We start from the raw sequence: 26,914 nt of genomic DNA, 5'->3' as shown, positions 1-26,914 counted from the left end.
TTTCTTATTTGATAAGGTTAAATGTGATGTATTTTAAATAACCGAAAACATACGTTTCAGGCTTATATTTTTTTTGATAATCAGTCAGTTTGGGCAGATGTTCACTGAAAAAATGCTGGTCATGAGCAGTTTCCAAAAGTGTACTTGCCAGTGATAACGGATAAGGAAAATCTGGTTTTACCATAGAAATAATTTCGGAAACATATCTGCAAACACTTTCTAAAGGATCAAAAACCATTTCTTTACTTATTTCGTCCACCTCTTTCACAAGATAAGATTTACTGCTTTCCGAAATGACGATTAAATGTAGCTTGCTGATATCATAATCTTCCACTTCGTCACACGAATTGTTGTGGTGTGTAATGATTTCAAGAATTTTCTCCAGTTTTTCGGGAGGGTTTTTTATTTCCGAAGTTTTAAGTTCAGCAATGCATTCCAGATAAGACCAGTACCAGTTGAGAATATACGTAAGAAGTTTATATTTGGATGCAAAGTAGCGGTAAACCGTCGCTTCTGTAGAATTGATTTTCAGTGCCAGTTTTTTAAAGGTAAACTGCTCAAAACCCATCTCAAAAATCAGTTCGATGGCATTTTTGACTATAGATTTTCCAATCTCACTGTTTTCGGGATCTTTCAGGTATAAGTTTTCGTTGACATTAAATTTCAGCTGAAAATTCATTCTTTTGATTTTGCAGATTATAGATGCCACAAAAATACGCAACACTTTTTTACGATAGTATTACTATACATTAGAATAGTATTAGAATGTGATTAGAAAACGGTATTAAAATTAAAAATTATTTTTTTTGTCTGAAAATACCAATAATTATCTATGAAATGAGGTCTATTTTGTTGTAAAGGGATTAAATCATTTAAAAGTATGATAATTTATTTTCCTTCCTTATTCATTTTTATTAAATTTGTCAACCTTTAAATATTAAAATAAAATAATAAAAATAATATGAATCTTCACGAGTATCAATCTAAAGAGATTTTATCAAAGTATGGAGTAGCTATCCAACGTGGTTTCGTTGCAAACAACGTAGATGAAGCTGTAGCAGCTGCAGAAAAATTGACTGCTGAAACCGGAGCTCAGGCTTGGGTTGTAAAAGCACAGATTCACGCAGGTGGCCGTGGTAAAGGTGGTGGTGTAAAGTTTTCTCCAAACATGGATAAACTTAAAGAAAATGCCGGAAACATCATCGGAATGCAGTTGATTACTCCACAAACTTCTGCTGAAGGTAAATTGGTAAACTCTGTATTGGTTGCAGAAGACGTTTATTATCCTGGAGAATCTGAAACTAAAGAATTTTATGTTTCTATTCTTTTAGACAGAGCTGAAGGGAAAAACACCATCGTATATTCTACTGAAGGTGGTATGGATATTGAGCACGTTGCTGAAGTGACTCCTCATCTTATTCATAATGAATTAATTGATCCTACTTTGGGTCTTCAGGGTTTCCAGGCAAGAAAAATTGCTTTCAACCTTGGTCTTGAAGGGAATGCTTTCAAAGAATTCACAAAATTCATCACTTCTTTATACAATGCATATGTAGGAATTGATGCTTCTCTTTTCGAAATCAACCCGGTTTTGAAAACTTCAGACAACAAAATCATCGCTGTAGATGCTAAGGTAACTTTGGATGGTAACTCACTGTTCCGTCACAAAGATCTTGAAGCGTTGAGAGATACAAGAGAAGAAGATCCTTTGGATGTTGAGGCTGGTGAAGCTGGTCTTAACTTCGTAAAATTAGACGGTAACGTTGCCTGTATGGTAAACGGAGCCGGTCTTGCAATGGCAACGATGGATATCATCAAATTATCTGGTGGTAACCCTGCAAACTTCCTTGACGTAGGAGGTACTGCTGATGCTGCGAGAGTAAAAACTGCTTTCGAAATTATCCTTAGAGATCCTAACGTAAAAGCTATCCTGATCAACATCTTCGGAGGTATCGTGAGATGTGACAGAGTTGCTCAGGGTGTTGTAGATGCTTACAACGCTATGGGAAGCCTTCCGGTTCCGTTAATCGTGAGATTACAGGGAACAAACGCTGTAGAAGCTAAAAAATTAATTGACGAGGCTGGATTGCCTATTCACTCTGCAATTACTTTGGAAGAAGCTGCAAACAAAGTAAAAGAAGTTTTAGCTTAAAACTGAAATTTTCAGATAAAATCAAACCGTTTCATTTTTTGAAGCGGTTTTTTATTTTTAATTACAGTGACGGTATTTTTCAAAAAAAAGCTCCGAAGAAAGAAAACTCCGGAGCTTTTTTGTTATAGGTAAAGTTTAATAACTCTCTGAGGAAGTCCCATCTGTAAGCAAACTTAAAGCCGATGAAGTCCCGATTCTTTTTACGCCGAGATGAATCATATTTTTGGCGTCTTCAGGATTTCTTACGCCACCAGCGGCTTTTACAGGAAGTTCTCCGGCATTGTCCAGCATGATTTTTATTCCTTCAAAGGTGGCACCGTTGGGTTTTCCGTCCCGGGTTTCATAAAATCCTGTGGATGATTTTACGAAGATATGCTGCAGATCATTTTCGGGGAAATTTTCTTCCGCCCAGGTTGATATTTTATCAGTTAAATCGGCAATCTGATCATCAGTCAACGCAGCAATCTCAATAATCCATTTGCATATCTTCTGATGATCCAGACAAATCTTGGTACATTTTAAAAACTCATCTTTTACAAGAGCATTATTGCCTTTTAAATATTCTGAATAATTAATCACAAAATCAAGTTCATCTGCGCCATCTTCGATTGCTTTATCAGCTTCGGCAATTTTTTCTTCAGTCAGATATGTTCCTTCATGAAAACCAATTACGGTTCCGACCCTTACAGCCGAATCTGTTTCTGAAAGATATTTTTTAATTTCAGAAACGTATTGAGGTCTTATCATTACGGCAAAAATTCCGTTATCTACAGCTTCTTTCGCAAGTTCGAAAACTTTATCAAGTGTCTGCGCATCAGAAAAACCAGACTGTTCCGGTGTTTTCAGATAAGTGGAATCTAAATAATCTGCGATATTCATCGATTATACCTTTAGCTGTCTTGCGATACTTTGCTCAAGAGAAATAAAAGTTTCTGTGCGCGTCACTCCCTTTAATTTCTGAAGTTTACTGAGGATCTGCATCAGATGATCATTGTCTTTGCAGAGAACTTTCAGCAGAAGAGAATAATTACCTGTAGTATAATGTGCCTCTACCACTTCGTTTACTTCTTTCAGAGCTTTTACCACATCTGTATAATGGCTTGGCTGATCAAGGAAAATTCCGATAAAGGAAACTACTTTAAACCCGATTTTTTTAGGATTTAAAAAAGAAATAGTGCTTTCTATCACACCGGCGTGCTCCAGTTTTTTTATTCTCTGATGAACTGCGGTAGTGGAAATTCCCACTTTGGACGAGATGTGGGCAAGTGACGTTTTGGAGTTGTCCATCAGCATGTAGATAATCTGCTTATCGATGGCGTCCAGGTAGTAGTCTGTATTGGTAGTGTTCTTCATTTTTGATTTAGTTTAGTGTTTAAAAATAATGTTAATGTATATGTTTAGTTTTTAGTTTAATGAGAACAGGGAAGTGATCACTGTAACCTCCCAGATATCGTGTTCCGGCAAAGGTTCTGAAGGGTCTTCCGGAAAGAAGTTTAGATTTTACAGTGAGTTGCTGATGATTAAAAACCTCTGCCGCTTCAAACTGTAAAAGGTCTTCCGGTTTGTAAAAATTTTGTGACAGTAAAATTTGATCAAATAATAAACCGCTTTTATAATGATATGTAGAATACTGTCTGTTAAAGAATAAGTCTGAAAAAGGATTTTCCAGCGCTTTGTTGTGGGCAGTCTTGTCTGAAAGAATTTCAAGCACTTCGTCATCAGGGTTTTCATTAAAATCTCCGCACACAATTACCTTTTCATCAGAAATTTCCTGAATTTCTGTAATTCTGTTTCGCAATTCCTGAAGGATGTAAGCTCTTTTGGGTTTGTTGACGTCTTTTTCTCTTTTAGAAGGAAGGTGTAGCACAAAGACATTAATTATTTCGTCTTCATATTTCACTTTTGCAAAAAGCACATCACGTGTTGTATCGTAATATTTTTCGTCAAGACCAGATTCTTCAAAGAAAAAAGTGATAGGCTCAGATTCTAAAACTTTAATTTTAGAATGGTCGTAAAGTAAAGCTACATCTACATTTCTTTCGTCTAAAGATTTGTAATGTAAAATGCCGTACCTGCCCTGCAGAGGTTCGCTCTGTATTAAATCTTTCAGAACGTGTTCCCCGGAAACTTCTGCAAGACCTATCATAAAAGGCAACTGCTGATGTTGCTCTTCGATCAGCCGAAAAGCATGTGAAATTTTATTGAGTTTATACTGATACTTCCTGAAATCCCAGTTGAAAAGACCGCTGTTGGTTTTTTCTGATTTATGATTGGGCTTAGAATCCGGTAAAAACAAATTTTCAACGTTGTAGAATGCAAAAATCTCCATTGATTTGTTTGCAAAAAATTAATATTTTATCTAGCCTTTCAAAAATTTGTGTGGTTAAAAATACAAATAGTTTTTTGATGAATCGGTATTTTAATTGATATTTTAGCGTCAACTTCTTTAATCATAATGATATTTCATTGATTTACAAAAAATTACAGTTTAAAATACAGCATAAATTAACTTCGGGATAAAAATGTCTTAAAATTTAGAATTCTGTATCCCGCAGTAAGTCAGGTCTTTTCTCATGAGTGATGCGCACAGCCTCTTCATAGCGCCAGTCTTCAATCTTTTTAGAATTGCCGCTCAAAAGAATTTTGGGTACTTCAAGGCTCTTATACACTTCGGGTCTTGTGTAGATGGGAGGAGAAAGTAAATTATCCTGAAAGCTGTCTGTTAATGCACTCTGCTCGTCATTCAAAACACCGGGAAGCAGTCTGATTACAGAATCTGCCAAAACACAGGCCGCAAGCTCACCACCCGTTAAAACATAATCACCAATGGAAATTTCTTTGGTAATATGAAGCTCTCTTACACGCTGATCGATGCCTTTGTAATGGCCGCACAGAAAAATTAGATTTTCTTTTATAGAAAGTGTGTTAGCTATTTTCTGATTTAAAGTAACGCCGTCCGGAGTGAGATAAATTACTTCATCGTAATCCCGCTGAGCTTTCAGTTCAGAAATACATTTGTCGATAGGCTCAATCATCATGACCATTCCGGCGCCTCCGCCATAAGGTTCGTCATCAATTTGTCGGTGTTTGTTGACTGACCAGTCTCTTAGTTGATGAAAATAAACTTCAGCAAGACCTTTATCCATCGCTCTTTTCAGGATAGATGTTTGAAATGGACTTTCCATGAGCTCAGGAAGTACGCTTATAATGTCAATTCTCATTGTAATGTTCCGTTTTTCTTGTTGGATAAAATGATCAGTCTTAGAGACGAATCTTTATTAAAATAACTCCACATCCAGTTAAAAAAGACGGCAAGTTTATTCCTAACGCTCAAAATTAACATTAAGTGAAGGAACATCCAAAAATACCATGCAAGAAAACCCTGAAATTTTATAAACGGAAGATCTACAACAGCTCTGTGTTTACCGATGGTGGCGAGAGAACCTTTGTCATCATACTCATATTCAGTCCATTCTGATTCGTTTTTCTTCAAAAGATTTTTACCTAAATTTTTTGCCTGATTAATCGCAACATTTGCCACCTGAGGATGCCCCTGCGGATATTTCGGTGTTTCCATGTAAGCAATGTCACCAATGGCATAGATATTTTCAAAACCTTTTATTTTATTGTATCTGTCTGTGATATATCTGTTTTTCACAATATTTTCCTGCTGAAATCCATCAATGATATTTCCGGTAACTCCAGCGGCCCAGATGACGTTGTTTGAGGCGATTTGCATCCCGCTTTTCATATAAACCCTGTCGCCATCGTAGTCGGTGACATATTCTCCGCTTAAAAAATGTACGCCCAGATCTTTCAGATACTTTTCAGATTGGGTCTGTGCTTCTTCGCTCATTACCGCCAATGGTTTTTCGGTAGAACTTACAAGGATGATTTTAAGATTGTCAAAATTCATATAAGGATAATCTCTTGGCAGAATTTCTTTTTTCATTTCAGAGAAAGCTCCTGCGAGTTCAACTCCTGTGGGGCCGCTTCCGACGATAACGATATTCCAGTTTCCGTCGTCGCTGCGGCTTTTTTCGAGAATCAGTCTTTCGAAAGTCATCAAAACATGATTTCTGATGCTGATGGCTTCCTGCGTATTTTTCATCCCGAAAGCTCTGGATTCCATTTCTTTGTTGCCGAAAAAATTGGTTTTACATCCTGTGGCGATAATCAGTTTATCATAACTGAATTCTGCTCCTTCTGCAATAACTTTGTTTTGAGAAGGAATAATTTCTTTTACTTCAGTGAGCCTGAACTGTGTATTTCTCGACTGCTGAAAAATTTTACGGAACGGGAAAGAGATGTTGGAAGGTTCTATCCTCCCACACGCCACCTGATAGAAAAGCGGCTGAAACATGTGATGGTTTACGCGGTCGAGAACGATGACCTTTTTGTTTTTGTTATTCAGTGTTTTCGCCAGTTGCAACCCAGCAAAACCTCCTCCAATGATGATGATTTTCTCCCTTGTTTCCATACTAACAAATTTACAGATTTATTATGTAAATTAACCTCAAAAACTTAGTTTTGTACTCTGATGAAAAGAAAAAACTACACCAGAAAAGTTGCCGCAAAACGCCATAAAAACACCCGCAAAAGAGCCAATCTCCGCAGGATTATTGTGCTGGCTGTGCTTGCGTTGACGCTTTTGGGAACCGGTTTTTTTCTAAAACAGAAAATCTCTTATTATTATGCTCTGTATTTTAATAAAACCTCACACAAAAAACTAAAAAACTCTGAGCGTGAAGCTGCGAGAATTCAGAAAATCATCAGCGAAAATTTAGATAAAACTTACGGACTTGATATTTCGCACTACCAGAATAAAGAAGATATCACTTGGGACAGTTTAAGCATCGGCAATAAAACCATTCCGCTGGAGTTTGTGGTGATGAGAGCAACGATGGGCAACCGCAATGCTGATAAACATTTCAATGATTTTTGGGAAAAAGCAAAAAAACATGAGATGATTCGTGGGGCTTACCATTTTTACCGTGCTGATGAAGATCCTGTAAGGCAAGCCAATAACTTTCTTGAAAATGTGAAACTTGAATCAGGCGATCTTCCACCAATTCTGGATATTGAAAAAATTCCGAGGAAAAAATCCAAAGAAAAATTGGTTGAAGATTTGAAAGTCTGGTGTAAAATTGTGGAGGAAACGTATGGCAAAAAGCCCATTATTTACACCTATTATCATTATTACAAAGATTTTCTGAAAGGTGAATTTGATGATTATCCTCTTTGGTTAGCAAATTACAATGATGTTCCCACGCCATCTCCCGATGATCACTTTGACTTTTGGCAATTTACCGAAAACGGAATTGTGCACGGCATCAACACCAAAGTTGATCTGGATCTGTACAATGGAAGTCTGTGGTCGTTGAAAAGTTTAACTTTGGATTGAGGCTAAGGCTGAGGTTGAGCGCAAGAAAATTAACTTATTTTTACTATACTTTTTGAACTACGGATATTTGCAATTCACAACTCTCTTTATTTAAATCTTTTGTGACTTTTTGGTTAATTTATATTGTTTAATCCTTAAACGGTTTCCTCTGAACCCAATCTGTTTTTGGGGAAATTGAAGGGAAGATTCTTTCCATGAAGGGATTTATCATGAAATTATTGTGTTTTATCAATCCGAAAATTTCAAAAGGTGCAGCGCCGATGGTGGATTTTATTTCTAAAGCTGTCCTGCCAAAAATAATTCTTGAAAATTTCTCATCGATCCCGAATTTTACCATATCCAAAAGCATATTCAGGTAGATTTGCTTTTCTTTTTGAATCTCTTTATCATAACCTAAAAAATAGGTATCAATGTCATCATTATTTAGAATTAAAGTATAAAAGCCAATCATTTCTTCATTAAGAAAATATCCAAAAATTCTGAAATTGTCCTGCATCGATTCTTTGAGTCTGTAGAAATGATTTTCAGGAAGAAAAAATGTATTGAAAGGTGCATTATCAGCTACATTTTGATATAGGAAATTGATTCTTTCGCTGTGTTTTTTAATCTCAACTAAATCTAATTCTCTCTTTTCTGTTTCTTTTGATTTTTTTCTCGCCGTATTGGCTCTGCTGCGGTATTTTGTTGAAAAATCATTTAAATAATCTTCAAAAGTTCCCCATGAATCTTTAATTTTTAAGATCATATTCGGTTGTACAGAAAACCTGAAATATTTGTCGTGATTTTTACTCTGAAAAAGTTCGATAAACTTACTCTGGAAATCTTTATAAATAATCAAAGACGACTTTCTGTAAGTCTTCTGCATATATTCTGTCGCTTCGCCCAATAAAACAGATGCCTGTTTTGTAGTGATTTTTTCGCTGTCGAAATAAAAACCATTCTGTCCGGTAAGCATATTATTCCCAACAAATAAGACGTCTTTGCTGAATTTTTTAGCTAAATAATTTTTAACATCACAGTAGATTTCGCCTTTCTGAAAAGTCTGGTGATGCGTAAAACTTAAGTATTGGAATAACGCTCCACCAATCAGAATTTCGCCAAAGAAAAATGCAGCAAAAAAACACTCCATATTTTCCGGTTTTGCATCTTCAAGCACTTCAAAATAAGGTCTTGAAAGAAGTGTATTGTGTTGAGCAATAGAGTTTTCCCAATCCAGGGGAAGCTCTTTTGCTGACGGGTAGATTTTAAAAGTGTAATCCATAAAAAAAGGCTACAAAAGTAACCTTTTATTTTAATTGTAAATTATTTTGGAGAGGTAAGGTTAAATCCGTCAACAGCATACCAACCGCAAATAATTCCACCCATGATTGTAATTGTAACCGTCCAGTAACCTGCGTTCAGCAAAACATATTTCCAGGATTTTCTTTCAAATGCAGCATTGATTCCGAAAAGTGGAAAAACAAAGAAAATCCCTGTCATAAAAGAATGCAAAGCACCATGACCAAATGATCTGTACGCCATTCTGTAATCATTCATAAATGTTGTGTAAGACGTTTTAGCAAGAGTTTCATCACCACCAATCATTCCTAAAGCTCCAAACTGATGGATCGTTACAAACTGCAGAAAAAAACCGATAAGAATTGACAGAAATATCGACAGAATAAAGATCAAACCCATATTTGATTTCTTCATTTTATCTTCACTGATACCTGCAATCCTCATCCAGGCCGTCCCGAAAACCTTCGGATGATACCAAATAAAGCCCGTGATAAGAGGAATAAGTGATGCGGCAAGAATTGCGAAAAAATTAGTTTGTAGCATAGTTTTGTGTTTTAAAAAATTGTAGCATAAATCTACATTAAAAAATAATACAAGCCCACAAATGCGGGCAAATACTTTTGAATTTGTATTTTCGCAGTCAATTATCAATATTACATATCATTTATCATAATGAATTACGTTTCAGCAGAAAATCTTACCAAGTCTTACGGTATAAAAACGCTTTTTAAAGACATCAATTTCAACATCAACGAAGGTGACAAAATAGCCATCGTTGCCAAAAACGGAAGCGGGAAATCTACTTTGCTCAAGATTTTAATGGGAAAAGAGATTGCAGACAGCGGAAATGTTGTGATCAACAAAGATATTCAGGTGGTTCTGTTTGATCAGGAAATTGATTTTGAATCTGATCTCTCGATTGAGGAATTCATGATGACTTTAGATTCTGCGCCTATTTTAGCTTTAAAAAAATACCACCACGCCTTGCTTTCAGGAGATCCGGATGAAATGGAAACAGCATTGGCTGAAATGGAAATTCATAAAGCATGGGATCTTGAAAATGAAATGAGCCAGATTCTTTCTCAGCTTAAAATCACAGATCTGACCGCGAAAATGGGAATGCTTTCTGGTGGACAGATCAAACGTGTTGCACTGGCAAAACTGTTGACTGAAACAAGAGCCGAGCACCGCCATACCCTATTAATTATGGATGAGCCTACCAACCACCTTGATGTGGAAATGGTAGAATGGCTTGAAAGTTATTTGAATAAAGCAAAAATTACACTTCTTCTTGTAACTCACGACCGTTATTTCCTTGATGCAGTCTGCGGAATTATCTGGGAAATGGAAGACCAGAATCTTTATTTTCACAATGGTGCGTATGCAACTTATCTGGAGAATAAAATGATTCGTGAGGATAATATGAACTCTACGATCGACAAGGCTCAAAACCTTTACAGAAAGGAGCTGGAGTGGATGAGAAGACAGCCGAAAGCAAGAACTACAAAATCAAAATCCAGACAGGACGATTTCTATGAAACCGAAAAGGTTGCTAAAACCGATACCCGAAAAGAAAAACTGGAGCTTGATTTTGAAATGAAAAGATTAGGCAATAAAATTCTGGAACTTAAAGCTATTTCTAAAAGTTATGGAGATAAATTGTTGCTTAAAGATTTCAGTTATTCATTCCAGCGCGGCGAAAAAGTAGGAATTGTAGGAAAAAACGGAGCAGGAAAATCTACTTTGTTAAATATCATCCAGGGTTTTGAACCGAAAGATTCCGGAGAGATTGAAACCGGCGAAACAATTAAATTTGGATACTTTTCTCAGAAAGGTTTAAAATATAAAGAGGAAGAACGAGTTATCGATTTTATCAAAGATATTTCTGAAAACTTCCCTTTGGCAAATGGACGAACCATCACGGCATCGCAGTTTTTGAGATTATTCTTATTTGATGATCAGACACAGTATTCGCCGATTTCGAAGCTTTCGGGTGGTGAAAAAAGAAGACTGCATTTGATGTATATTTTATATCAAAATCCTAATTTCTTGATTTTTGATGAGCCTACCAATGATCTTGATCTTCCTACACTGACGGTTTTGGAGAATTTTCTTTTAAATTTTCAGGGAAGTTTAATTATCGTTTCTCACGACAGGTATTTTATGGACAGAATTGTAGACCACGTTTTGGCATTTGAAGGAGAAGGGAAAATCAAAGATTTCATTGGAAACTTTTCAGAATACAGAGAAAATAAGAAGCTGGAAGATGGAAGTAAGAAGCAGGAAGACGGAAGAGGGAAGCAGGAAGCCGCTGTTCAGAAACAGGAACCTGCTAAGAAAGTTGAGACAATTCTTCCAGCCCCCAGCTCCCAGCTTCCCGCTAAAAAGAAACTGTCTTTTAAAGAGCAACGTGAACTGGAAACAATCGAAAAAGAAATTCCTGAACTGGAATCTAAGAGAGCGGCCATTTTAGATGAGCTGAGCAACGAATCTGATTACGATAAGATTTCAAAACTTTCAGCCAATCTGGAACATGTTTCTCAAAAACTGGAGAATCATGAAATGAGATGGCTTGAGCTTCAGGAAGAATAATCAGAATTTATTTCAATTTAAACATAAAAAAAAACGAGCTGTTCATCATTTGACAGCTCGTTTTTAGTTTTGATTATTTCTTTTTAACCATTGTAAAAATGCTGTATGAAAGAAATGCAATTCCAAGAACCAGAAATCCATATTTTAAATAAATATTATCCTCCATCAGCGTAATTCCTATAATGACAAACAGCAATCCGAGCACTGTAAAACTTGAACTTCTTTTCTGCATAATTTAGTTTTGTTTTAAATTTAAACCAATTCAATCACTTTTCCCTGTTTGGAACTTTCAATAACTGCGTCGATAATTTTCATGTTGACTACAACTTCTTCTGCTGGTGATGGCAGGTAATATCCGAAAACAATGTGCTCGTAAATGTTCTGATAGTAATTCATGTAATTTCCCGGTTCGCTTAATGTGAGCGATCTTTCAGTTTCAGAATTTTCATTAAAAATATTTAAAATTCCGTCTGCAGAACCGAGTGGTGCAGTCCATTCTTTCCCGTATTCAGGAACTGCTCCTGCAACAAGCTGGTTTTCCTGATCATCTGATCTTTGCTGCAGAAAACAGCCTTGGTCACCGAAAATTTTGTAGGCGTAATGATCTTCTTTGGTGAAAACTGAAGATTTTAAACGAACCCGTAATTCATTTTCGTAATAAAAAAGAATTTCAAAATAATCATTGGCAAAATCATTTCCCTTCATCGAAAATACATCAGCAAAAACTTTTTCAGGCTTGCCAAAAAGCTGAACCGCCTGATCGATGAGGTGTGCACCAAGATCGTGTACCGAGCCTGAACCTGAAAGATTAGGATCTTCCTTGTGAAGTTTTGCACTCGCCTCAGTTCTGAACCTGTCAAAACGAATTTCAACTTCTTTTATATTTCCTAAAACTTTGTCGTTCAAAATCTTCTGTACCTGAAGATAATCTCTGTCGAATCTCCTGTTTTGATAAACACTAACAAAAAGATTTTTTTCTGCAGCCAGTTTTGCAAGGTCTTCTGCTTCTTTTGCATTAATGGTAAAAGGTTTTTCTACAATTACATTTTTTCCGGCTTCTAAAGCAAGTTTTGTATATTCAAAATGAGTCTGAACCGGAGTATTGACTACTACCAGATCAATATCTGCATTCTGCAGCATTTCTTCTACTGAGCGATAGATGACAGCGTCAGAATATTTCTCTTTAGATTCTTCTTTGGATCTTTCAACGATCGCATTTAGAAAAAAACCGGGATGCTCTTTCAGAAATGGGGCATGGAAAACTTTTCCACTCATTCCGAACGCACAGATACCTGTTTTTATAAGTTGCATAGATTTATTTTTAGACAAATATATCTAAATTTTAGGAGAAGCTTTTCAAAACCAAATACCACGCACAATATGACAAAAGTCAGAAAATTGTTTTTAATTATTCTAAACAAGAATCATACATTTGCCATTATTTAAAATAACTCTAAATAACGAATGGAAAGGCAAATCATCACCATAGGACTCATCGTAATTTCTGCAACGGTGCAAGCGCAGCTTAGGAACACGGAAAATGACACATTAAGAATTACAACTATTGAAGATGTGAATCTACATAAGACCGGAAACCCCAATAAGGCGACTTCCATGACTACAAAGTCTAACCTCACAGTGCTGGAAACTCCGCAGCCCATCGCCATTGTTACTCATGAGATTATTGAGCAGCAGCAATCGAGACAGTTGAGTGATGTTTTGCAGAATGTAAACGGAATGTATGTAACATCGTCCAGAGGGAATTCTCAGGACAGTTTCGGGGGTCGTGGTTTTATTCTTGGTAACGATAATATGTTTAAAAACGGATCCCGAATCAGCAGCGGTATCTTCCCTGAAGTAAGCGGTCTGGAGAGAGTGGAAGTGCTGAAAGGTGCCAATGCAATGCTTTATGGGAACACGGCTGCAGGCGGTGTAATTAATATGATTACAAAAAAGCCTAGATTTAATTTTGGAGGAACTGTAGGCTTAAACGCCGGAAGCTGGAATTCTTACAAACCTACAGTTGATATCTATGGGCCGTTGAGTAAAAATATTGCATTCCGTGTAAATGGTGCTTATGAATATGCAGAGAGTTTCAGAGATGTTGTACAGTCTGAAAAGCATTATTTCAATCCTTCTTTTGTATTTAATGTAAGTCCGAAATCCCAGTTAATTGTAGAAGCTGATTATCTTAAAAACAGTTTCACGCCAGATTTCGGAATTGGATCTGTGGAAAACAGAGATAAGAGCTACTCTCTAAATACGGGATTGGGCAGAAACGTCTTCCTGGGAACAGACTGGCAGTTTCAGGATGTTGAGCAGGTTTCTGCCAATGCTACATTCAATCATCAGTTTAATGACAATTGGGCTTTAAATTCTACAGTGTCTTATCAGAATTACACTAAAGATTATTTTTCTACGGAAAGAGTACTGTGGTCTTACGCCTCAAAAACGGCAACAGCACTTACATGGAACAGGCCTCTGAACAGAACATATAACGAACAGAACTATACATCAGCACAGGTAAATCTGAATGGTGAATTGAATACCGGAAGCATTAACCACAAAATTTTGGTAGGTGCAGACGCAGATTATGGCGTGAGCGATGCTTATACTTATTTTAATCCTACCAATAATAAAAACTATGGTACAAGCTATTTTTACGGAACAAACGGAGGTTCAGGTCTTTTGTCTTTAGACAATCCTGCAACCTGGACAGGTGGAGCAATGCCCGAATCTGAGCGATTAGAGAAAACGCGGGTGAATACCAGAAGGATTGGGGTTTATGCTCAGGATTTTGTCAGTCTTACCAAAGAATTTAAAGTAATAGCTGGTATACGGTGGTCTTATATCGAAAATATGCCGACATTAAATACAAAGTTTAAAACCAATCTGAAAAGTGAAGTCAATAATTCTGCAACTTCTGACCAGGCGCTTTCTCCCAAAGTAGGCTTGGTGTACAACCCCAACGAAAATCTCTCTGTATTTGCTACTTACACCAATTCTTTTGTTGCCAATACAGGGCTGGATGTATCTACACTTCAATCTCTCAAGCCTTCACCGGTAGATCAGTATGAAGTGGGAGCAAAGAAAAATTTTTGGAATAATGCTGTAGCTTTTAATCTTTCGCTGTATCAGATTTCTTACCGCGATTTTTATCAGGCATTTGTAGATCCCGCAACCAATTTGGCATCAACAGACCCACGGAATTTAAAAGAATTTGTAGGAAAAATGAGAAGCCGGGGTGTAGAACTGGATATTACAGGAAATCCTTCAAAAAATCTTTCAATTATTGGAGGAGTTTCTTACAACAATTCTGTGTATCTGGATACACCGGATAAAACAGGCTACGTAGAAAATCAAAGACTGGTAAGAACGCCTGCTACAACTGCAAACTTATCATTATTTTACACTTTTACACAGGGAGTCAAAGGTTTGAAAATCGGTGCATCGGCGTATTACATCGGAGACAGACTGGCAGGGTGGAATGATACGAAAACCGGATCAAACAGTTTAGCAGCCAGAAATGGCGTAAGCAGAGTATTCGAACTTACAGACTATACAACGGTTTCACTGTCTGCAGGATATGAGTGGAAAAAGTTTATGATCCAGGCAAAAGTGGGGAATTTATTTGATGCGGAGAACTATACAGTTCATGAAAACTATTCGGTGAATCCCATCACCCCGAGAAATTACTATTTTACATTAACCTACAGGCTTTAAGTCCCCGGGTTTAGATTATAGTTTAGTAAAAAGTGGAAGTTGCAGCCATCAGCTTCTGCTTTTTGAAGTTTACAGCGATAAAAAATAAATAAATATGGATAAGATTAAAGACACCAGAAGTTTTATGCGGATTACGCACCGTTATCTGGGATACTTTATGGCAGGAATTATGGCAGTTTACGCGGTGAGTGGTGTTCTGCTTATTTACAGAGACACAGATTTTCTGAAAAAAGAGGTTAAAATTGATAAAAAAATTGAAGCCGGTTTATCCGAAAAAAGACTAGGTAAAGAACTGAAGATTAAAAATTTTGAGGTTGAAAAAACAGAAGGTGATGTTTTGAAATTCAAACAGGGAACCTACAATTCTGCTACAGGACAGGTAAAATATACAAAAAAAGAGCTTCCTTTTGTACTGGATAAAATGACAAAGCTTCACAAATCGCAGTCTAAGGAAACACTTTCACCGCTCAACGCTTTCTTTGGATTCTCGCTTTTTTTCTTTGTGATTTCCAGCTTCTGGATGTTTAATCCTAAGTCTAAAGCATTTAAAAAAGGGATAAAATTTGCCATAGCAGGCCTCATCATTGCGATTATTCTTACTATGATATAAAACATATCCGGTTATCATGGCATATTTATTGGAATAGTGGAAATATAAATTCAAAAATTAACTATTAAAATAAATATTATGAAAAAACTGATTTTTACAGGATTGGTGGCAGTTGCAGGTTTAACTTCTACAGCAAACGCGCAAATTCAGGAGGGTAACTGGATGGTTGGTAGCAGTTTATTGTCAAGCAGATTCGGTTTGAATACTAACGCAGGTTATGATATTTCAATTCAGCCAAGAGCGGCATACTTCGTAAAAGATAATGTAGCACTTGGAGGTTATGTGACATTGGGAACATCAAAGGTTACAAAAGATTCAGGTACTAAATTTACTTACGGTGTTGGCGGTTTGGGACGTTACTATCTTTCTCCGGGAGAGCAGGGAGTTGATAACTTACTGAATCACGGAAGATGGTTTTTTGAAGGTAACGTAGGTATCGGAGGACAGAATACAAAAGGAGGTACTAATACCACAGGTTTAGACTTCGGTGTAGGCCCTGGTTATTCTTACTTCATTACGCCAAACATTGGTGTTGAAGGATTGGTAAAATATGCCGGAATCACAGGATTTGGTAATGAAGGTCTTACTTCAAACATTACTTTCAACGTAGGTTTCAGTATTTTCCTTCCAACTTCAAAAGGTAAAGAGGTCATCAATGACGTGAGCAAATAATTTGTCATATCAGAAAAAAATAAAAGCGGTCTGAAATTACTTTCAGGCCGCTTTTGCAATTAAACTAAACTATAATAAATAAAAAATCCAGGATTAGATGTTGGGTTGAGGTGTAAAACGCAGATAAGGTTTCACCTCTCTTACCCCTTTGGGATATAATTCTTTGGCATCTTCGGTAGAAATTGTGGGCGGAACGATTACTTCATCACCATTTTTCCAGTTGGCCGGCGTGGTCACTTTGTAATTGTCTACAAGCCGAAGTGAATCCAAAACTCTTAAAACCTCATCAAAATTTCTGCCCGTAGAAGCTGGATAAGTAATAATAAGACGAACTTTTTTTTCAGGATCAATGATGAGTAAAGATCTCACAGTAGCCGTTGCAGAAGCATTGGGATGAATAAAATCATACAGTTCTGAAACTTTTTTATCCTGATCAGCAATAATCGGGAATTGTACATCTGTATTTTGAGTTTCGTTAATATCTGAAATCCATTTTTTGTGATCTTCTACATTGTCAACGCTCAAAGCGATTACTTTTGTATCTCTTTTTTCAAATTCTGATTTCAGTTTTGAGGTAAAACCTAATTCTGTTGTGCAAACCGGAGTAAAATCTGCTGGATGAGAAAATAAAATTCCCCATGAGTCTCCCAGAAAGTCGTAAAATTTAATTTCTCCTGAAGATGAATCTGCGGTAAAATCCGGTGCGGTGTCTCCCAGTTTTATTGACATAATATTTTGTTTTATTAGTCTACAAATTTAATAGACTTTAACCAACTGGCAAAATTTTTGTTGAAAAAAAATGTTTAAATTTAAATTAAAAACATTCTTATGGAATTTAATCCTCACGGGTACATTGATACAATCACCAAAGTGCTTGAAAACTGGTATGTTGCCTTTGCACAGCTTACCCCGAAGTTGATTGTGGGTGCAATCGTGTTTTCATTTTTTCTTCTGACGAGTAAATATTTAAGTAAACTCGCCGTTAAACTTTTTCATAAATTTTTCCCAAAAAGCACAGCGGAAGCATCTATCACCACTACAATAAGTGTTTTCAGATTTGTAATTCTTATTATCGGAACTTTTATCACTCTTGAAATTATAGGTTTCAGCAGTTTTCTGTGGAAGTTCATCGGGAGTTTAGGGGTTGCAGGGGTTATTGCCGGTGTGGCTCTCAAAGATTTGGTATCGAGTATTTTTTCGGGTATGCTCATCGGTGTTGATAAAGCTTTCAAAGTTGGAGATTACATCACTATTGGAAATCACTCCGGAACCGTTATGGATATTGGGCTTTTAACTACCAAAATGATCACTGATGACGGTAAAAAAGTATTTATACCCAACCAGGTTATATTCAATGCCCCGTTTTACAATATCACTGCATCACCGCAGCGCAGAATTATTTTCAACTTTGAAATCCCCGCAGACGAAGACATCAGTAAAGCCAAAAAAGGAATTTTAGAGATCATCAGCAATACAGAGGAGCTGGACCGTCCGGAAAATGTAGATGTGGTCTACACAGATCTCAAACAGGGAGTTTTCAATCTTCAGGTAAGGTTTTGGATGAAGGTGGGATCAAATATGCTTCTGGTAAAAAATGATGTTCTCACAAAAATAAAAGACCGTTTTGATGCAGATGGTGTACATCTCGTAACGCCCACCAGCATTCAGATTTCAGGGGCAAATTCAGAATTACCACAGTTGTCTAACGAGTCCTGATCTGTTTTTTAATAAAAATGGCTTGAAAAATGCATTGCCATTAGTCAGTAAATTTTAAAATTTTTTAAACGATGAAAAAATTAGTTTCAATATTCGCAGTTTGTGCTATTACATTTTCTGCAAGTGCACAGGAAAAAGAGTCTGTAAAACAGGCAGTAAAAAAAGACGCTCAGACGGTTGGAAATGCCGCTAAAAAAGGAGCCAATGCTACCAAAAAAGGTGTGCAGCAAGGCGCAAAATGGACAGAGAAAACAGCAAAGAAAGGAGCTAAAGCTGTAGAAAAAACTTATCAGGACGTAAAAACTGATATCAAAAAGTAATTTTTAAATAATTAAAAAATGAATAAACCCATCAAAATCTGATGGGTTTGCTTTTATCTCTTAAACCTTCAAGACCTCAAGACGCTGGTAGGGTAGTTTTAATATTTAACAGCCAAATAAAAAGATTTCAGTTCAAATAATCTTTTAGCCGAAACTCAGTTTATTTTCAAACTTCTTGATTCACTTTTACTTAAATTTTAACCTTAACCTTAACCTTAACCTTAACCTTAACTTTAACCTAAACCTTAGCCTCAGCCTGAAACTCCTCGTAAAACTCCTGAGTTTCTTTAATCACTTCATCCATTTCAACCAAAGAATACACTTCCAGAAACTTTCTTCTGAAATCTTTAAAGTGAGGAACTCCTCTGAAATAATTGCTGTAATGCTGTCTCATTTCAATCAGTCCCAGTTTTTCACCTTTCCATTCGGCACTCCACTCAGCGTGCTGTCGAACTGCCAAAAGGCGGTCTGCAATTTTCGGTGCATCCAGATTTTCTCCGGTGGCAAAGAAATGTTTGATTTCATTAAAAATCCAGGGATAACCGATGGCGGCACGGCCAATCATGATTCCATCACAAGCGTATTTATTTTTATATTCCAGTGCTTTTTCAGGAGAATCGATGTCACCGTTCCCGAAAATAGGAATTTCAATATTGGGATTCTGTTTGATTCTTGAGATGTGATTCCAGTCGGCTTCACCTTTATACATCTGTCCACGCGTTCTTGCATGAATCGTCAAAGCTTTAATTCCTGTTTCCTGAAGACGTTCAGCCACCTCATCGATGTTGATTGAGTTGCTGTCCCATCCCAAACGGGTTTTCACGGTTACAGGAAGGCTTGTAGAACTTACGACTGCTTTCGTTAGACGAACCATCATGTCAACATCTTTCAAAACTCCGGCGCCGGCGCCTTTGCAAACCACTTTTTTTACTGGGCAACCAAAATTAATGTCTACCAAATCGGGGTTTACAGTCTCTACAATTCTTGCAGACATCGCCATTGCTTCTTCATCACCACCAAAAATCTGGATTCCTACAGGTCTTTCATAATCGAAGATATCCAGCTTTTTACGGCTTTTCATCGCGTCACGGATCAACCCTTCAGAAGAGATAAATTCTGAGTACATCATATCTGCACCGTGCATTTTGCACAGTCTTCTGTACGGCGGGTCGCTCACATCCTCCATAGGTGCAAGCAAAAGCGGAAATTCCGGCAGTTCTATGTTGCCAATTTTTATCATGGTGCAAATTTACAAAATTCTAAACTTTCAGCATTTTGAAATTTTCTATTGCTGTTATCGGTAAGAATAAGCGGAAATCAGCCTAGAAATTTTCAGAATATTGCAGTTCTGCCAAAGTTAAAAAAACAGAATCAAATCTAAAAACTCGCTTTCACCTGCATACTTCCAATGTGAATGGTGCGCTCACCGGAATTTCTGCCCTCGTAGTTGAGATTCAACTGTATAAAAGAATTGAGCGACTGCTGAATGAATACGCTCCAAACCTGGTTTTTCCCAGGTTTTAACCCGTCCAGCATTTGATTTCCTACAATACTGAAGCTGTTTCCAGTAAAATCATTGTTGATGAATGAGAAATTGGCTCTTATCGAAGTTTTCTTGCGTTCCCATTGCACGGTTCCGGTGATGTCAAATGCTTTCAGAAGTTCTTCACCATCCGTACGTTTTTTCTCACGGAAAGCGGAAGAAAATTCTGCCTGTACAGAATCTGTAAACTTATACGTTGCTTTGGGTTTGGTTTCAAAATTATTTAAAATATAATCTCTCGTCGCAAAAAGCTGGGAAGAATTTTTAAGCTCATGCACAGAGTTTTCCCAGTCGATTCTGAATTCTTTATTAAACCAATAGCCAAGATTCACAAAATGAGATTTCTGTTTTCTTTCTTCGTTACTGAAGTTGGCATTGATGAGGTTGTTGTTTGAAATAAAACGGTAATTCCCATTCCAGCCAGATTTTTCTGTAGGATTAAACTGTACCGAGGTTAAAATATTCTGATTCTTTAAAATCTGATCGTCACTTTTCTCAAAAGGATTGAGTACCAAAACTTTTTCTCTCTTCAGATATGAGTTTTGAGAGTTCAGTGAAATATTAAAATTCCAGCGCTTCAAAAATTTGTTTTCAGAATCAAAAACTATGGAAGGGTTAACAAACAGAGCCAGCTGAAGTTTATTTTTGTTGGAAGGCAAATACCTCACAGAATTGGTGTAAATCCTGATGTACTGAGCCAGATCTGAGTATTCGGCAATCTCAAATTCATCGAGCTGCTGCACGCCGTCGCCGTTGTAATCAGTCCATTTATAAACGCCCTGTCCGTCGGTAACTTTAATGTACTGGAATTCCCGCTGAGCTTCCTGTCCGTTTCCTAATTCATAAAAAGCCTGCAATCTCGCACCGTTTCTGAAAAGCTGCTGATTGTATAGAATGTTTCCGACTACAAAATCGTTGTTTCTACTTAAATCTGCAAGCCCAGTCTGATTAAAAAACTTTCTGTAGTGAACCAATGCCGTCAAAGTGGTTTTCTCATTTTTAATCAACTGACTTTCCGCCATAAAACCTAAAATTCTGTTGATGTTCTGAAGGCTGTTGTCCCGCACAGAATCGTTATCTCTTAAATACGCTTTCGTCAAAAGTCTGGTTCTCGCAGAGTCACCAATTTTTTTCTGAACAAAAACCTCTCTCCAGCTGAAACTTGTGACGTCCATCAGCTGCGTGTTGTTGTAGTATTTTTCGTTGTGCTCCATGCTTCCGCCTACCGTCCAGCTGCCTTTTTTCCCGGTGTATTCTGAAGAGGCGCCACCACGGATGAATTTGGTGTCCTGAAGCGTTGCATTGGTATTTAAATAAGATAAACTTCCTTTGGTGAAGAATTTATTTCTAATCCATCCGAAATCAAGATCATTTTTGATTCCTTTGTAAGAATCACGCTCATCGAGGTAATTGAGTCTGTAGTTTAAAACAGATTTATTATTCCACCTGTTTAAAAAGCTGAAGATAAAACGGTTTTGCGTTCTGTTGCTGAACTCCTGCGCAAGGTTGAAATCTCTTGAAAATTCTACATCATTGATTCGGTCTAATATTCTGAACTGCCTGTCGATGTATTGATATTCAAAACTCGGGGTTCCTTTCCAGTTCTTTTTACCAAATGTTTTGTTCCCGAAAACTCTACCCGCATATCCAATATTTTTGTCTGAATCTTTCGATGAAAAAAGATTGATATCATAATTGCTTAGAGAAAAGTCAGCCCCAATTTTTCCGTCTTTTAAAAGGAACTCAGAATTCATGGTATAGACCTGAGATTTTTCCGGAGCAGGCAGTTTTCGTACAGCTCTGTAATCTCCTAAATTCGGGCCTACATATTCAAAAACTCTTCCGTTATTGGTAGTTTGCGCTACTTTGTAATCTCCCAGATTGGCTCCGAAATAGGTAAATGAAAGCGTAAATAAGACCTCATTTACATCGGTAGAAAACTGGTAGAAGTTTCCATTTGGATCCTGCACCAGACGGTAGAGGATTTTATTGACGTCATATTCTGTTTGTACAGCTGAAGGTGCATACATCAGGTTAGGATCATTTCCCGCGTCGGCAAGAATCTTTTCGTCTTCTTTGGATAAATTTAAAGCTAAAGGAGCATTTTTATTATCATTTTCCATGAACCAGTTAAGCCCGATTCTCATTTTTTCCCTTTTGTGTTCCACCTTTCCTGTGAAGAGGTAGCGGGAGTAATTTCGGTTAGTATAGTTATAGGAAATGGTTATGAAATTCTGCTGGAAGATCGGTCTGAAACTGGTAAACGTCACCTCGCCGGTATTATAATTAATGACGTAATCCTGATTTTCTCCTCTTTTCATTAAAATTCCATCGATGAAAACCTGCTCCGAACCGGAAATCAAGGTGATAAACTGTTCACCGTTTTTTCCGGTAAGCCGGTAAGGTCCCTGATTCCCTTCCACACCCTGAAAACGGATACGGTGAAATTCACTTCGGGCAACGCCCATCGAGATGTCTGTGAAGGTTTTATTTTCCTTCCCGAATTCAGTCTGAAACTGAAGTCCCATGCTTCGCCGCTGGTATTTGGCGAAATAATTTTTGTTGTCTACCAAATCCAGATGCCCTGCCCTCAGGATAGATTTATCCTTTATATTTAGCTGCATGTAGATTTTGTCGAACTCTTCAAGCGTTTGCGTGTAACCGTCTGCCTGAATAGGAAGATTGTGATCTGAAATACTCGCCAGAATGGTAACGTCTTTTGAAAGCTTCCCCGAAATCTGGAGATCCATTGAGCTCTGCACAGACTGCCCCTGATTATTTCCAAAAGTAATACCACGGATAATAGAACCTTTGGAATTTAATTCTCCTAAAAATCGTGACTTGTCATTCTTTGCCAAAACAGCTTCATCGATGATAATTCTGTTTTTGGTTTTCACAAAATCCATTGTGTCTTTAGTGAAAAGATCGCGGCTAAGCCTTGTAAAAATTACGCTGTCTGTTTTTGCGGCAAGTGCGCTGTCAGATTTTATTGAATCTTTGGGGAGGTTGGGATTTTTCCATGTGAATATTTGAGCATTACCTGTAAATAACCCCATAATAACCAACACAAAAGTGATATAATAGCTGCGCAACCGCTTTCAGAAATAAGATGTAAAAATAGCTAAAAAAACGGTACAAATGATTTTTAGCACTATTAACAATAATTTAATCTCTTTATTGTGTAATCAGGAATTTTAGCATTAATTTTGCTTCGTAAATTATTAATAATTAAAATTTTAAATAATTAAGTCATGAAAAAAATCTATTCTTTATTTGCTGCTGTTATTATATCTGCAGCTTTCAACGCTCAGACTACAGTAAATTTTGTATGGGCAAATCAGGGTTTTGCTAACGCTGCTCTTGTTACAACTGGAAATATTGATGCTAATTTGAGCTATGTTGCGGCTCAAAATTCATCTGCCACAGCTCCAGCATATTATAATAGTGGTAGTACTTTCAGAATGTATTCTGACGCTACCGGAGGCGATGGTAACAGTCTTACTATTACTCCTTCAACGGGTAATACAATCACATCTTTAACTATAAATGCTGTTGCAACCTACACACCTCCTGTCCAGTACAGTATTAATGGGGGAGCTTATCAAGCTGCCACATTATCAGGCAATACCTATACAATTTCAGGTATAACTGCTGGTACATCAATTGCTATCAGAAACAATGTTGTAGGATCTAATACTCAGTTGCGTATGACATCATTAGATGTAACTTATACTTCGGGTAGTTTAGCTGTTGCAGACTTCAAAAAATTAACTCCAAATTTTATAAAAAACACTTTAGTAAAAAACAACGAAATCGTTTTCGGTTCTGATGTGAGAGATATCAAAGTGTATACTTTATCAGGAGCGATCGTTAAAACGGGTGATGTGAAAAACGGATCTGCATTAAACGTTGCTGAATTGGCTAAAGGAAACTATATCGTAACAGGTATCGTAAACAACGAGCCGATTTCTCAGAAAATTTTGAAAGACTAAGTTTCAGTTTCAGATATAAATACAAAACAGCTGCGGAAATGCAGCTGTTTTTTTATGATTTATATTCTTTTAATACCAGCCTCTCCTCGCTGCATTAATTATCGTTCCCAAATTTAAAATTAATGTATACCTTATTCTTTTGCCGTAATCTTTAAACCCAGGCTCAAATCCTAAACTCGACTGTACGGGAAGATACACTTCAAGAAAATCAGGGATTACACGTACTTTCAGACCCGAATCCCAGATGAATTTTGGATCAAAATTTTTGTTTTTATAAACTCCTGCATCGGCATAGACGTGAATCATTTTCCAAACACTCGTGTCGAGATTGAAGGAAGTAATCCATTGGTTCACAGATCCGGGAATGAATGATTTAAAACCTCCGTCTGCCAAAACATACTGCTGGGAAAGCAATCCTTCCGTGGCGCTTTGACCTAAGAGATTATAAGAAAAAGAATAATCTGACACTCTTGAAATTCCGTAATTAAACGTGTTGTTTCTGGTTTTGTTTCTTGCAAAATATCCTGCAAACAGTCTCAGGCTTAATTTCTGTTTTGGTGCAAATTCCCATCGGTAGAAGGCTTCAGCGGTAATTTTGTTGTAATCTTCCATCCCCTGAGTGCTGATGCTCACACTTTTCTCATGAATCATCTGGTTGTCGGTATATCCGTAGCCCACACTCCACAGATTGTACTTAGAATAATCCAGGTTGGCAATCATCTTTGCACTCAGATCTCGCTGATAATAATTGTATGAAATCGCAACGCCACGGCTCACTGTACTTCTCGGGTTCTTTTGAAAACTGATTCCCGCCGATGCCGAAGCCCGGGAATAAGCCAGCTCATAGTCATAATGAAACTGAGCCGCAGAAACACCTAAGGTTAAAGCTCTGATAAAACTTTCAGCTGGAAGAATAGAGTAGGATACCCCGCCTGTTCCCACCATTTTTCCTGTTCCTGTACTGTAATACGGCGTAAGAGAATAGGCAAATTTCTGGTCAAAAAGCGATTCATTTCTAAAGTTCATTCCCAGCAGAAACTTGTCATAAGCATTGCTGAAGCGGATTCTGGGGTTGAGGTATATTTCATTAAACTCAGGATTCGGAATATCTTTGATGAGTTTAAATTTGATCTTTTTTGAATTGGAGAAAATACCTTTTGTGTAAAGATAATTGTCTCTGTAGTTAGGCTCCGGAAAGATGTATCCGTTGTTCAATGTAATTTTATAAATATCTTCTGCAGGAATTTCAAAGGTTTTGAGCCTTTCATCTTTCTCTGTTTCCACCCAGTAAGAGGTTGTAGAACCTGCACGGTTTTGCGTTTCAAGCTTTACAGGGATGGCCTCCGAAGTATTTTTCACAATCCGTACTTCAATAGAGTCATTTTTAGATTTAAAATTTTTAAGCCTGAAATTATCGCGGTTTTTCTGTTTTAGAAAGTCACTGAAATAGGCTGATGATTTCTCATTTTCCTCAAGAATTTTCAGAAAATCTTCCGGATCAATCTGCGCGTCTGTATTCTCAGAAATATAATTTTTAAGCAAAGAATTAAATTGAGATTCACCCATTTTATCGGCAGTGTAGCTGAAAAGACTCCCTGTTTCAAAATTGGAAATCGCCATATCATTAAAATTGCTCAGCTCAGAAAACTTTTCCCCGATTTTCTGATCGAGATTCTGCGTCATGATGTATTGATACGCCAATCCGTAGCGGTCCAGCAGCTTTACTTTTGACGCGTGAAAAAACTTTACAGGTTTTATTCCTAAAACTTTTGTCTCCGTGATGTTTCCCAGTAATTTGGCATCGCGGTAGAATTTCTTCAGATATTGAATTTCGAGATAAGATTTCAATCCGTTTTTAAACCAGTGGTGATTCTGTTTATCAGCAATAATTTTTTCGTCTAAAACTTTTTTAGAAATAATCCCGAAATAATCCTGATCCACTTTCTCCGCATCCGTAAAAAGTTTGAAATTAAATTTCCAGAAACTGATGTCGTTATTACCAAAAAAGTCTTCTTTAGCTCTGAATTTTTCAGAAATAAAAAGCCTTTCCGGGATATTCCCGATGCGGTCTTCGATAAATTTCATCTGCAGTGGAAGGAAGAATTCAAGATTCTGTTTTTCCTGTTCGCTGATGTTGTAGCCTAATTTTATTTCTGTTTTAAAACTCTCGGCACTGATATTTAAAACAGGAAATTTATCTTTCGATATAATAAATTCGGGATCAGAATCAAGATAGCCTTCAAAAGAATTACCAGCAGTCTGATTAAGGTTTCCCTGAGCGTAAAATTCCGGAGGTAAACTCAGATCAATTTTCCAGAATGTGTTAAAATTCACAGTTTCTTCAATGTCGAGATAATTCCTGCTCAGATTATTTGCACTGTCGAAATGATCGGGGACGATGAAGAAATATTTTAGCGAAGTACTGGTATCTGAAGTTCCGTAACCCGTAAATTTCTTATCGGGAAGCTGAAGTTTATATTTTAAATTTAAAACGACAGATTCTCCTGATTTTAAAGGATTTTGAAGTGGTAAGTAAAGATTTTCGGTGTCTTTTTTTTCCAAAATAAAATTCTGTCCATCTTGGGTGATCGTAATCTCCTTCAATTTGCCCAGTTCCTCCTTTTTTGCAAAATGAAGTTTATTATTTCTATCCTCCAGTTTTCGGTAGACCAGAGCAGTTTTGCGGTTGTTGTAAGCAGAAATCCAGTTAAGAAGTTTCAGGCTTTCCAGATCTTTATGAGAGTGGTTGTGGTAAACAATTCTCTGCTCAATATCCAGAAATTTCCGGTCATCAGAAAATTGAGCACTGATAAAAATACTGTCTTTCTGTGCAGAAATCTGTACAAACCCTAAAAACGAAATAATAACGATGCTGAACTTTTTCAAAATGCCTGATAAAGCATCAAATATAG

At 37.0% G+C, this 26,914-nt stretch carries 23 protein-coding genes; 9 read left to right on the top strand and 14 right to left on the bottom strand.

The genetic code is table 11. The features are described 5' to 3' along the window. Positions 1–4: 4 nt before the first annotated feature. The gene (locus ASG31_RS14825) at positions 5–679 is read right to left on the bottom strand and encodes a TetR/AcrR family transcriptional regulator (RefSeq protein ID WP_056034385.1); all 675 of its coding nucleotides are present in this window, start codon (positions 677–679) and stop codon (positions 5–7) included. Positions 680–961: 282 nt separating this feature from the next. On the opposite strand from ASG31_RS14825, the gene sucC reads away from it, so the two are divergent. Continuing rightward, positions 962–2,152, top strand: a complete 1,191-nt coding sequence (gene sucC / locus ASG31_RS14820) for an ADP-forming succinate--CoA ligase subunit beta (RefSeq protein ID WP_056034381.1) — start codon at positions 962–964, stop codon at positions 2,150–2,152. 135 nt (positions 2,153–2,287) lie between these two features. Here the strand turns inward: sucC and deoC are convergent, their stop codons facing one another. The 5 genes from deoC to ASG31_RS14795 all read right to left on the bottom strand — a co-directional run bounded on the left by deoC (position 2,288) and on the right by ASG31_RS14795 (position 6,632). Next, positions 2,288–3,031: a deoxyribose-phosphate aldolase gene (gene deoC / locus ASG31_RS14815; protein ID WP_056034377.1), complete on the bottom strand. Its 744-nt coding sequence runs from the start codon at positions 3,029–3,031 to the stop codon at positions 2,288–2,290. 3 nt (positions 3,032–3,034) lie between these two features. Then, complete coding sequence (locus tag ASG31_RS14810; protein WP_056034374.1) at positions 3,035–3,505, bottom strand: Lrp/AsnC family transcriptional regulator; 471 nt, start codon at positions 3,503–3,505, stop codon at positions 3,035–3,037. 31 nt (positions 3,506–3,536) lie between these two features. Then, positions 3,537–4,481, bottom strand: a complete 945-nt coding sequence (locus ASG31_RS14805; RefSeq protein ID WP_056034371.1) for an endonuclease/exonuclease/phosphatase family protein — start codon at positions 4,479–4,481, stop codon at positions 3,537–3,539. A gap of 205 nt (positions 4,482–4,686) precedes the next feature. Next, positions 4,687–5,373 (bottom strand): tRNA (guanosine(37)-N1)-methyltransferase TrmD, encoded by a 687-nt coding sequence (gene trmD / locus ASG31_RS14800; RefSeq protein WP_056034369.1) that lies wholly within the window; start codon positions 5,371–5,373, stop codon positions 4,687–4,689. Further along, positions 5,370–6,632, bottom strand: coding sequence for an NAD(P)/FAD-dependent oxidoreductase (locus tag ASG31_RS14795; protein ID WP_056034367.1), 1,263 nt, complete (start codon positions 6,630–6,632; stop codon positions 5,370–5,372). The genes trmD and ASG31_RS14795 overlap by 4 nt, the downstream gene beginning before the upstream one ends. Before the next feature lie 60 nt (positions 6,633–6,692). Here ASG31_RS14795 and ASG31_RS14790 point away from each other — a divergent pair, with 60 nt between their 5' ends. After that, on the top strand, positions 6,693–7,556 hold the full coding sequence (locus ASG31_RS14790; RefSeq protein ID WP_056034364.1) for a glycoside hydrolase family 25 protein: 864 nt from the start codon (positions 6,693–6,695) through the stop codon (positions 7,554–7,556). A 127-nt stretch (positions 7,557–7,683) separates the two neighbouring features. On the opposite strand, the gene ASG31_RS14785 is transcribed toward ASG31_RS14790, so the two are convergent. Next, positions 7,684–8,817, bottom strand: coding sequence for a hypothetical protein (locus ASG31_RS14785; protein ID WP_056034360.1), 1,134 nt, complete (start codon positions 8,815–8,817; stop codon positions 7,684–7,686). Positions 8,818–8,858: 41 nt separating this feature from the next. Further along, positions 8,859–9,377, bottom strand: coding sequence for a DUF1761 domain-containing protein (locus tag ASG31_RS14780; RefSeq protein ID WP_056034356.1), 519 nt, complete (start codon positions 9,375–9,377; stop codon positions 8,859–8,861). A gap of 129 nt (positions 9,378–9,506) precedes the next feature. Here ASG31_RS14780 and ASG31_RS14775 point away from each other — a divergent pair, with 129 nt between their 5' ends. Beyond that, entirely contained in the window at positions 9,507–11,426 is a 1,920-nt protein-coding gene (locus tag ASG31_RS14775) for an ABC-F family ATP-binding cassette domain-containing protein (RefSeq protein ID WP_056034352.1), read from the top strand. A gap of 73 nt (positions 11,427–11,499) precedes the next feature. Here ASG31_RS14775 and ASG31_RS18610 read toward each other — a convergent pair whose 3' ends face one another. Both ASG31_RS18610 and ASG31_RS14770 read right to left on the bottom strand, forming a co-directional pair. Next, positions 11,500–11,658, bottom strand: a complete 159-nt coding sequence (locus tag ASG31_RS18610; RefSeq protein ID WP_157844476.1) for a hypothetical protein — start codon at positions 11,656–11,658, stop codon at positions 11,500–11,502. Between the two features lie 20 nt (positions 11,659–11,678). Continuing rightward, a complete protein-coding gene (locus ASG31_RS14770) occupies positions 11,679–12,737 on the bottom strand; it encodes a Gfo/Idh/MocA family oxidoreductase (RefSeq protein ID WP_056034350.1) in 1,059 nt (352 codons plus the stop codon). A 153-nt stretch (positions 12,738–12,890) separates the two neighbouring features. Here ASG31_RS14770 and ASG31_RS14765 point away from each other — a divergent pair, with 153 nt between their 5' ends. The 3 genes from ASG31_RS14765 (at position 12,891) to ASG31_RS14755 (ending at position 16,431) form a co-directional block, all read left to right on the top strand. After that, the gene (locus ASG31_RS14765; RefSeq protein ID WP_056034347.1) at positions 12,891–15,149 is read left to right on the top strand and encodes a TonB-dependent siderophore receptor; all 2,259 of its coding nucleotides are present in this window, start codon (positions 12,891–12,893) and stop codon (positions 15,147–15,149) included. Between the two features lie 94 nt (positions 15,150–15,243). Next, entirely contained in the window at positions 15,244–15,759 is a 516-nt protein-coding gene (locus ASG31_RS14760) for a hypothetical protein (protein ID WP_056034344.1), read from the top strand. A gap of 78 nt (positions 15,760–15,837) precedes the next feature. After that, entirely contained in the window at positions 15,838–16,431 is a 594-nt protein-coding gene (locus ASG31_RS14755) for a hypothetical protein (RefSeq protein WP_056034342.1), read from the top strand. 93 nt (positions 16,432–16,524) lie between these two features. Here the strand turns inward: ASG31_RS14755 and ASG31_RS14750 are convergent, their stop codons facing one another. After that, positions 16,525–17,160 carry a peroxiredoxin gene (locus tag ASG31_RS14750; protein WP_056034338.1) on the bottom strand — a complete coding sequence of 212 codons (636 nt, stop codon included), beginning with the start codon at positions 17,158–17,160 and terminating at the stop codon, positions 16,525–16,527. Between the two features lie 99 nt (positions 17,161–17,259). Here ASG31_RS14750 and ASG31_RS14745 point away from each other — a divergent pair, with 99 nt between their 5' ends. Both ASG31_RS14745 and ASG31_RS14740 read left to right on the top strand, forming a co-directional pair. After that, on the top strand, positions 17,260–18,147 hold the full coding sequence (locus tag ASG31_RS14745) for a mechanosensitive ion channel family protein (protein ID WP_056034334.1): 888 nt from the start codon (positions 17,260–17,262) through the stop codon (positions 18,145–18,147). 71 nt (positions 18,148–18,218) lie between these two features. Continuing rightward, positions 18,219–18,467, top strand: coding sequence for a hypothetical protein (locus tag ASG31_RS14740; protein ID WP_056034331.1), 249 nt, complete (start codon positions 18,219–18,221; stop codon positions 18,465–18,467). A gap of 238 nt (positions 18,468–18,705) precedes the next feature. Here ASG31_RS14740 and dusB read toward each other — a convergent pair whose 3' ends face one another. Both dusB and ASG31_RS14730 read right to left on the bottom strand, forming a co-directional pair. After that, positions 18,706–19,707 (bottom strand): tRNA dihydrouridine synthase DusB, encoded by a 1,002-nt coding sequence (gene dusB, locus ASG31_RS14735; protein ID WP_056034328.1) that lies wholly within the window; start codon positions 19,705–19,707, stop codon positions 18,706–18,708. Positions 19,708–19,844: 137 nt separating this feature from the next. Then, positions 19,845–23,066, bottom strand: a complete 3,222-nt coding sequence (locus ASG31_RS14730; RefSeq protein WP_056034325.1) for a hypothetical protein — start codon at positions 23,064–23,066, stop codon at positions 19,845–19,847. Positions 23,067–23,261: 195 nt separating this feature from the next. On the opposite strand from ASG31_RS14730, the gene ASG31_RS14725 reads away from it, so the two are divergent. Next, the gene (locus tag ASG31_RS14725; RefSeq protein ID WP_056034322.1) at positions 23,262–24,002 is read left to right on the top strand and encodes a T9SS type A sorting domain-containing protein; all 741 of its coding nucleotides are present in this window, start codon (positions 23,262–23,264) and stop codon (positions 24,000–24,002) included. A 69-nt stretch (positions 24,003–24,071) separates the two neighbouring features. Here the strand turns inward: ASG31_RS14725 and ASG31_RS14720 are convergent, their stop codons facing one another. Further along, the gene (locus ASG31_RS14720; RefSeq protein ID WP_231433763.1) at positions 24,072–26,888 is read right to left on the bottom strand and encodes an aminopeptidase; all 2,817 of its coding nucleotides are present in this window, start codon (positions 26,886–26,888) and stop codon (positions 24,072–24,074) included. Positions 26,889–26,914: the final 26 nt, after the last annotated feature.

This window comes from Chryseobacterium sp. Leaf404, assembly GCF_001424145.1.
In the GTDB taxonomy this organism is placed as follows: Bacteria; Bacteroidota; Bacteroidia; order Flavobacteriales; family Weeksellaceae; genus Chryseobacterium.
The sequence above is the reverse complement of the archived record's forward strand: the minus strand, read 5'-3'. Positions and strand labels throughout refer to the sequence as shown.

What these genes read in the sequence shown, in the direction of transcription:
- sucC (WP_056034381.1), top strand. Translation starts at nt 962, where the DNA reads ATGAATCTTCACGAGTATCAATCTAAAGAGATTTTATCAAAGTATGGA.
- ASG31_RS14765 (WP_056034347.1), top strand. Translation starts at nt 12,891, where the DNA reads ATGGAAAGGCAAATCATCACCATAGGACTCATCGTAATTTCTGCAACG.
- ASG31_RS14795 (WP_056034367.1), bottom strand. Translation starts at nt 6,632, where the DNA reads ATGGAAACAAGGGAGAAAATCATCATCATTGGAGGAGGTTTTGCTGGG.
- dusB (WP_056034328.1), bottom strand. Translation starts at nt 19,707, where the DNA reads ATGATAAAAATTGGCAACATAGAACTGCCGGAATTTCCGCTTTTGCTT.
- trmD (WP_056034369.1), bottom strand. Translation starts at nt 5,373, where the DNA reads ATGAGAATTGACATTATAAGCGTACTTCCTGAGCTCATGGAAAGTCCA.
- deoC (WP_056034377.1), bottom strand. Translation starts at nt 3,031, where the DNA reads ATGAATATCGCAGATTATTTAGATTCCACTTATCTGAAAACACCGGAA.
- ASG31_RS14745 (WP_056034334.1), top strand. Translation starts at nt 17,260, where the DNA reads ATGGAATTTAATCCTCACGGGTACATTGATACAATCACCAAAGTGCTT.
- ASG31_RS14760 (WP_056034344.1), top strand. Translation starts at nt 15,244, where the DNA reads ATGGATAAGATTAAAGACACCAGAAGTTTTATGCGGATTACGCACCGT.
- ASG31_RS14770 (WP_056034350.1), bottom strand. Translation starts at nt 12,737, where the DNA reads ATGCAACTTATAAAAACAGGTATCTGTGCGTTCGGAATGAGTGGAAAA.
- ASG31_RS14740 (WP_056034331.1), top strand. Translation starts at nt 18,219, where the DNA reads ATGAAAAAATTAGTTTCAATATTCGCAGTTTGTGCTATTACATTTTCT.
- ASG31_RS14785 (WP_056034360.1), bottom strand. Translation starts at nt 8,817, where the DNA reads ATGGATTACACTTTTAAAATCTACCCGTCAGCAAAAGAGCTTCCCCTG.
- ASG31_RS14775 (WP_056034352.1), top strand. Translation starts at nt 9,507, where the DNA reads ATGAATTACGTTTCAGCAGAAAATCTTACCAAGTCTTACGGTATAAAA.
- ASG31_RS14730 (WP_056034325.1), bottom strand. Translation starts at nt 23,066, where the DNA reads ATGGGGTTATTTACAGGTAATGCTCAAATATTCACATGGAAAAATCCC.
- ASG31_RS14805 (WP_056034371.1), bottom strand. Translation starts at nt 4,481, where the DNA reads ATGGAGATTTTTGCATTCTACAACGTTGAAAATTTGTTTTTACCGGAT.
- ASG31_RS14725 (WP_056034322.1), top strand. Translation starts at nt 23,262, where the DNA reads ATGAAAAAAATCTATTCTTTATTTGCTGCTGTTATTATATCTGCAGCT.
- ASG31_RS14810 (WP_056034374.1), bottom strand. Translation starts at nt 3,505, where the DNA reads ATGAAGAACACTACCAATACAGACTACTACCTGGACGCCATCGATAAG.
- ASG31_RS14780 (WP_056034356.1), bottom strand. Translation starts at nt 9,377, where the DNA reads ATGCTACAAACTAATTTTTTCGCAATTCTTGCCGCATCACTTATTCCT.
- ASG31_RS14825 (WP_056034385.1), bottom strand. Translation starts at nt 679, where the DNA reads ATGAATTTTCAGCTGAAATTTAATGTCAACGAAAACTTATACCTGAAA.
- ASG31_RS14755 (WP_056034342.1), top strand. Translation starts at nt 15,838, where the DNA reads ATGAAAAAACTGATTTTTACAGGATTGGTGGCAGTTGCAGGTTTAACT.
- ASG31_RS14790 (WP_056034364.1), top strand. Translation starts at nt 6,693, where the DNA reads ATGAAAAGAAAAAACTACACCAGAAAAGTTGCCGCAAAACGCCATAAA.
- ASG31_RS14750 (WP_056034338.1), bottom strand. Translation starts at nt 17,160, where the DNA reads ATGTCAATAAAACTGGGAGACACCGCACCGGATTTTACCGCAGATTCA.
- ASG31_RS18610 (WP_157844476.1), bottom strand. Translation starts at nt 11,658, where the DNA reads ATGCAGAAAAGAAGTTCAAGTTTTACAGTGCTCGGATTGCTGTTTGTC.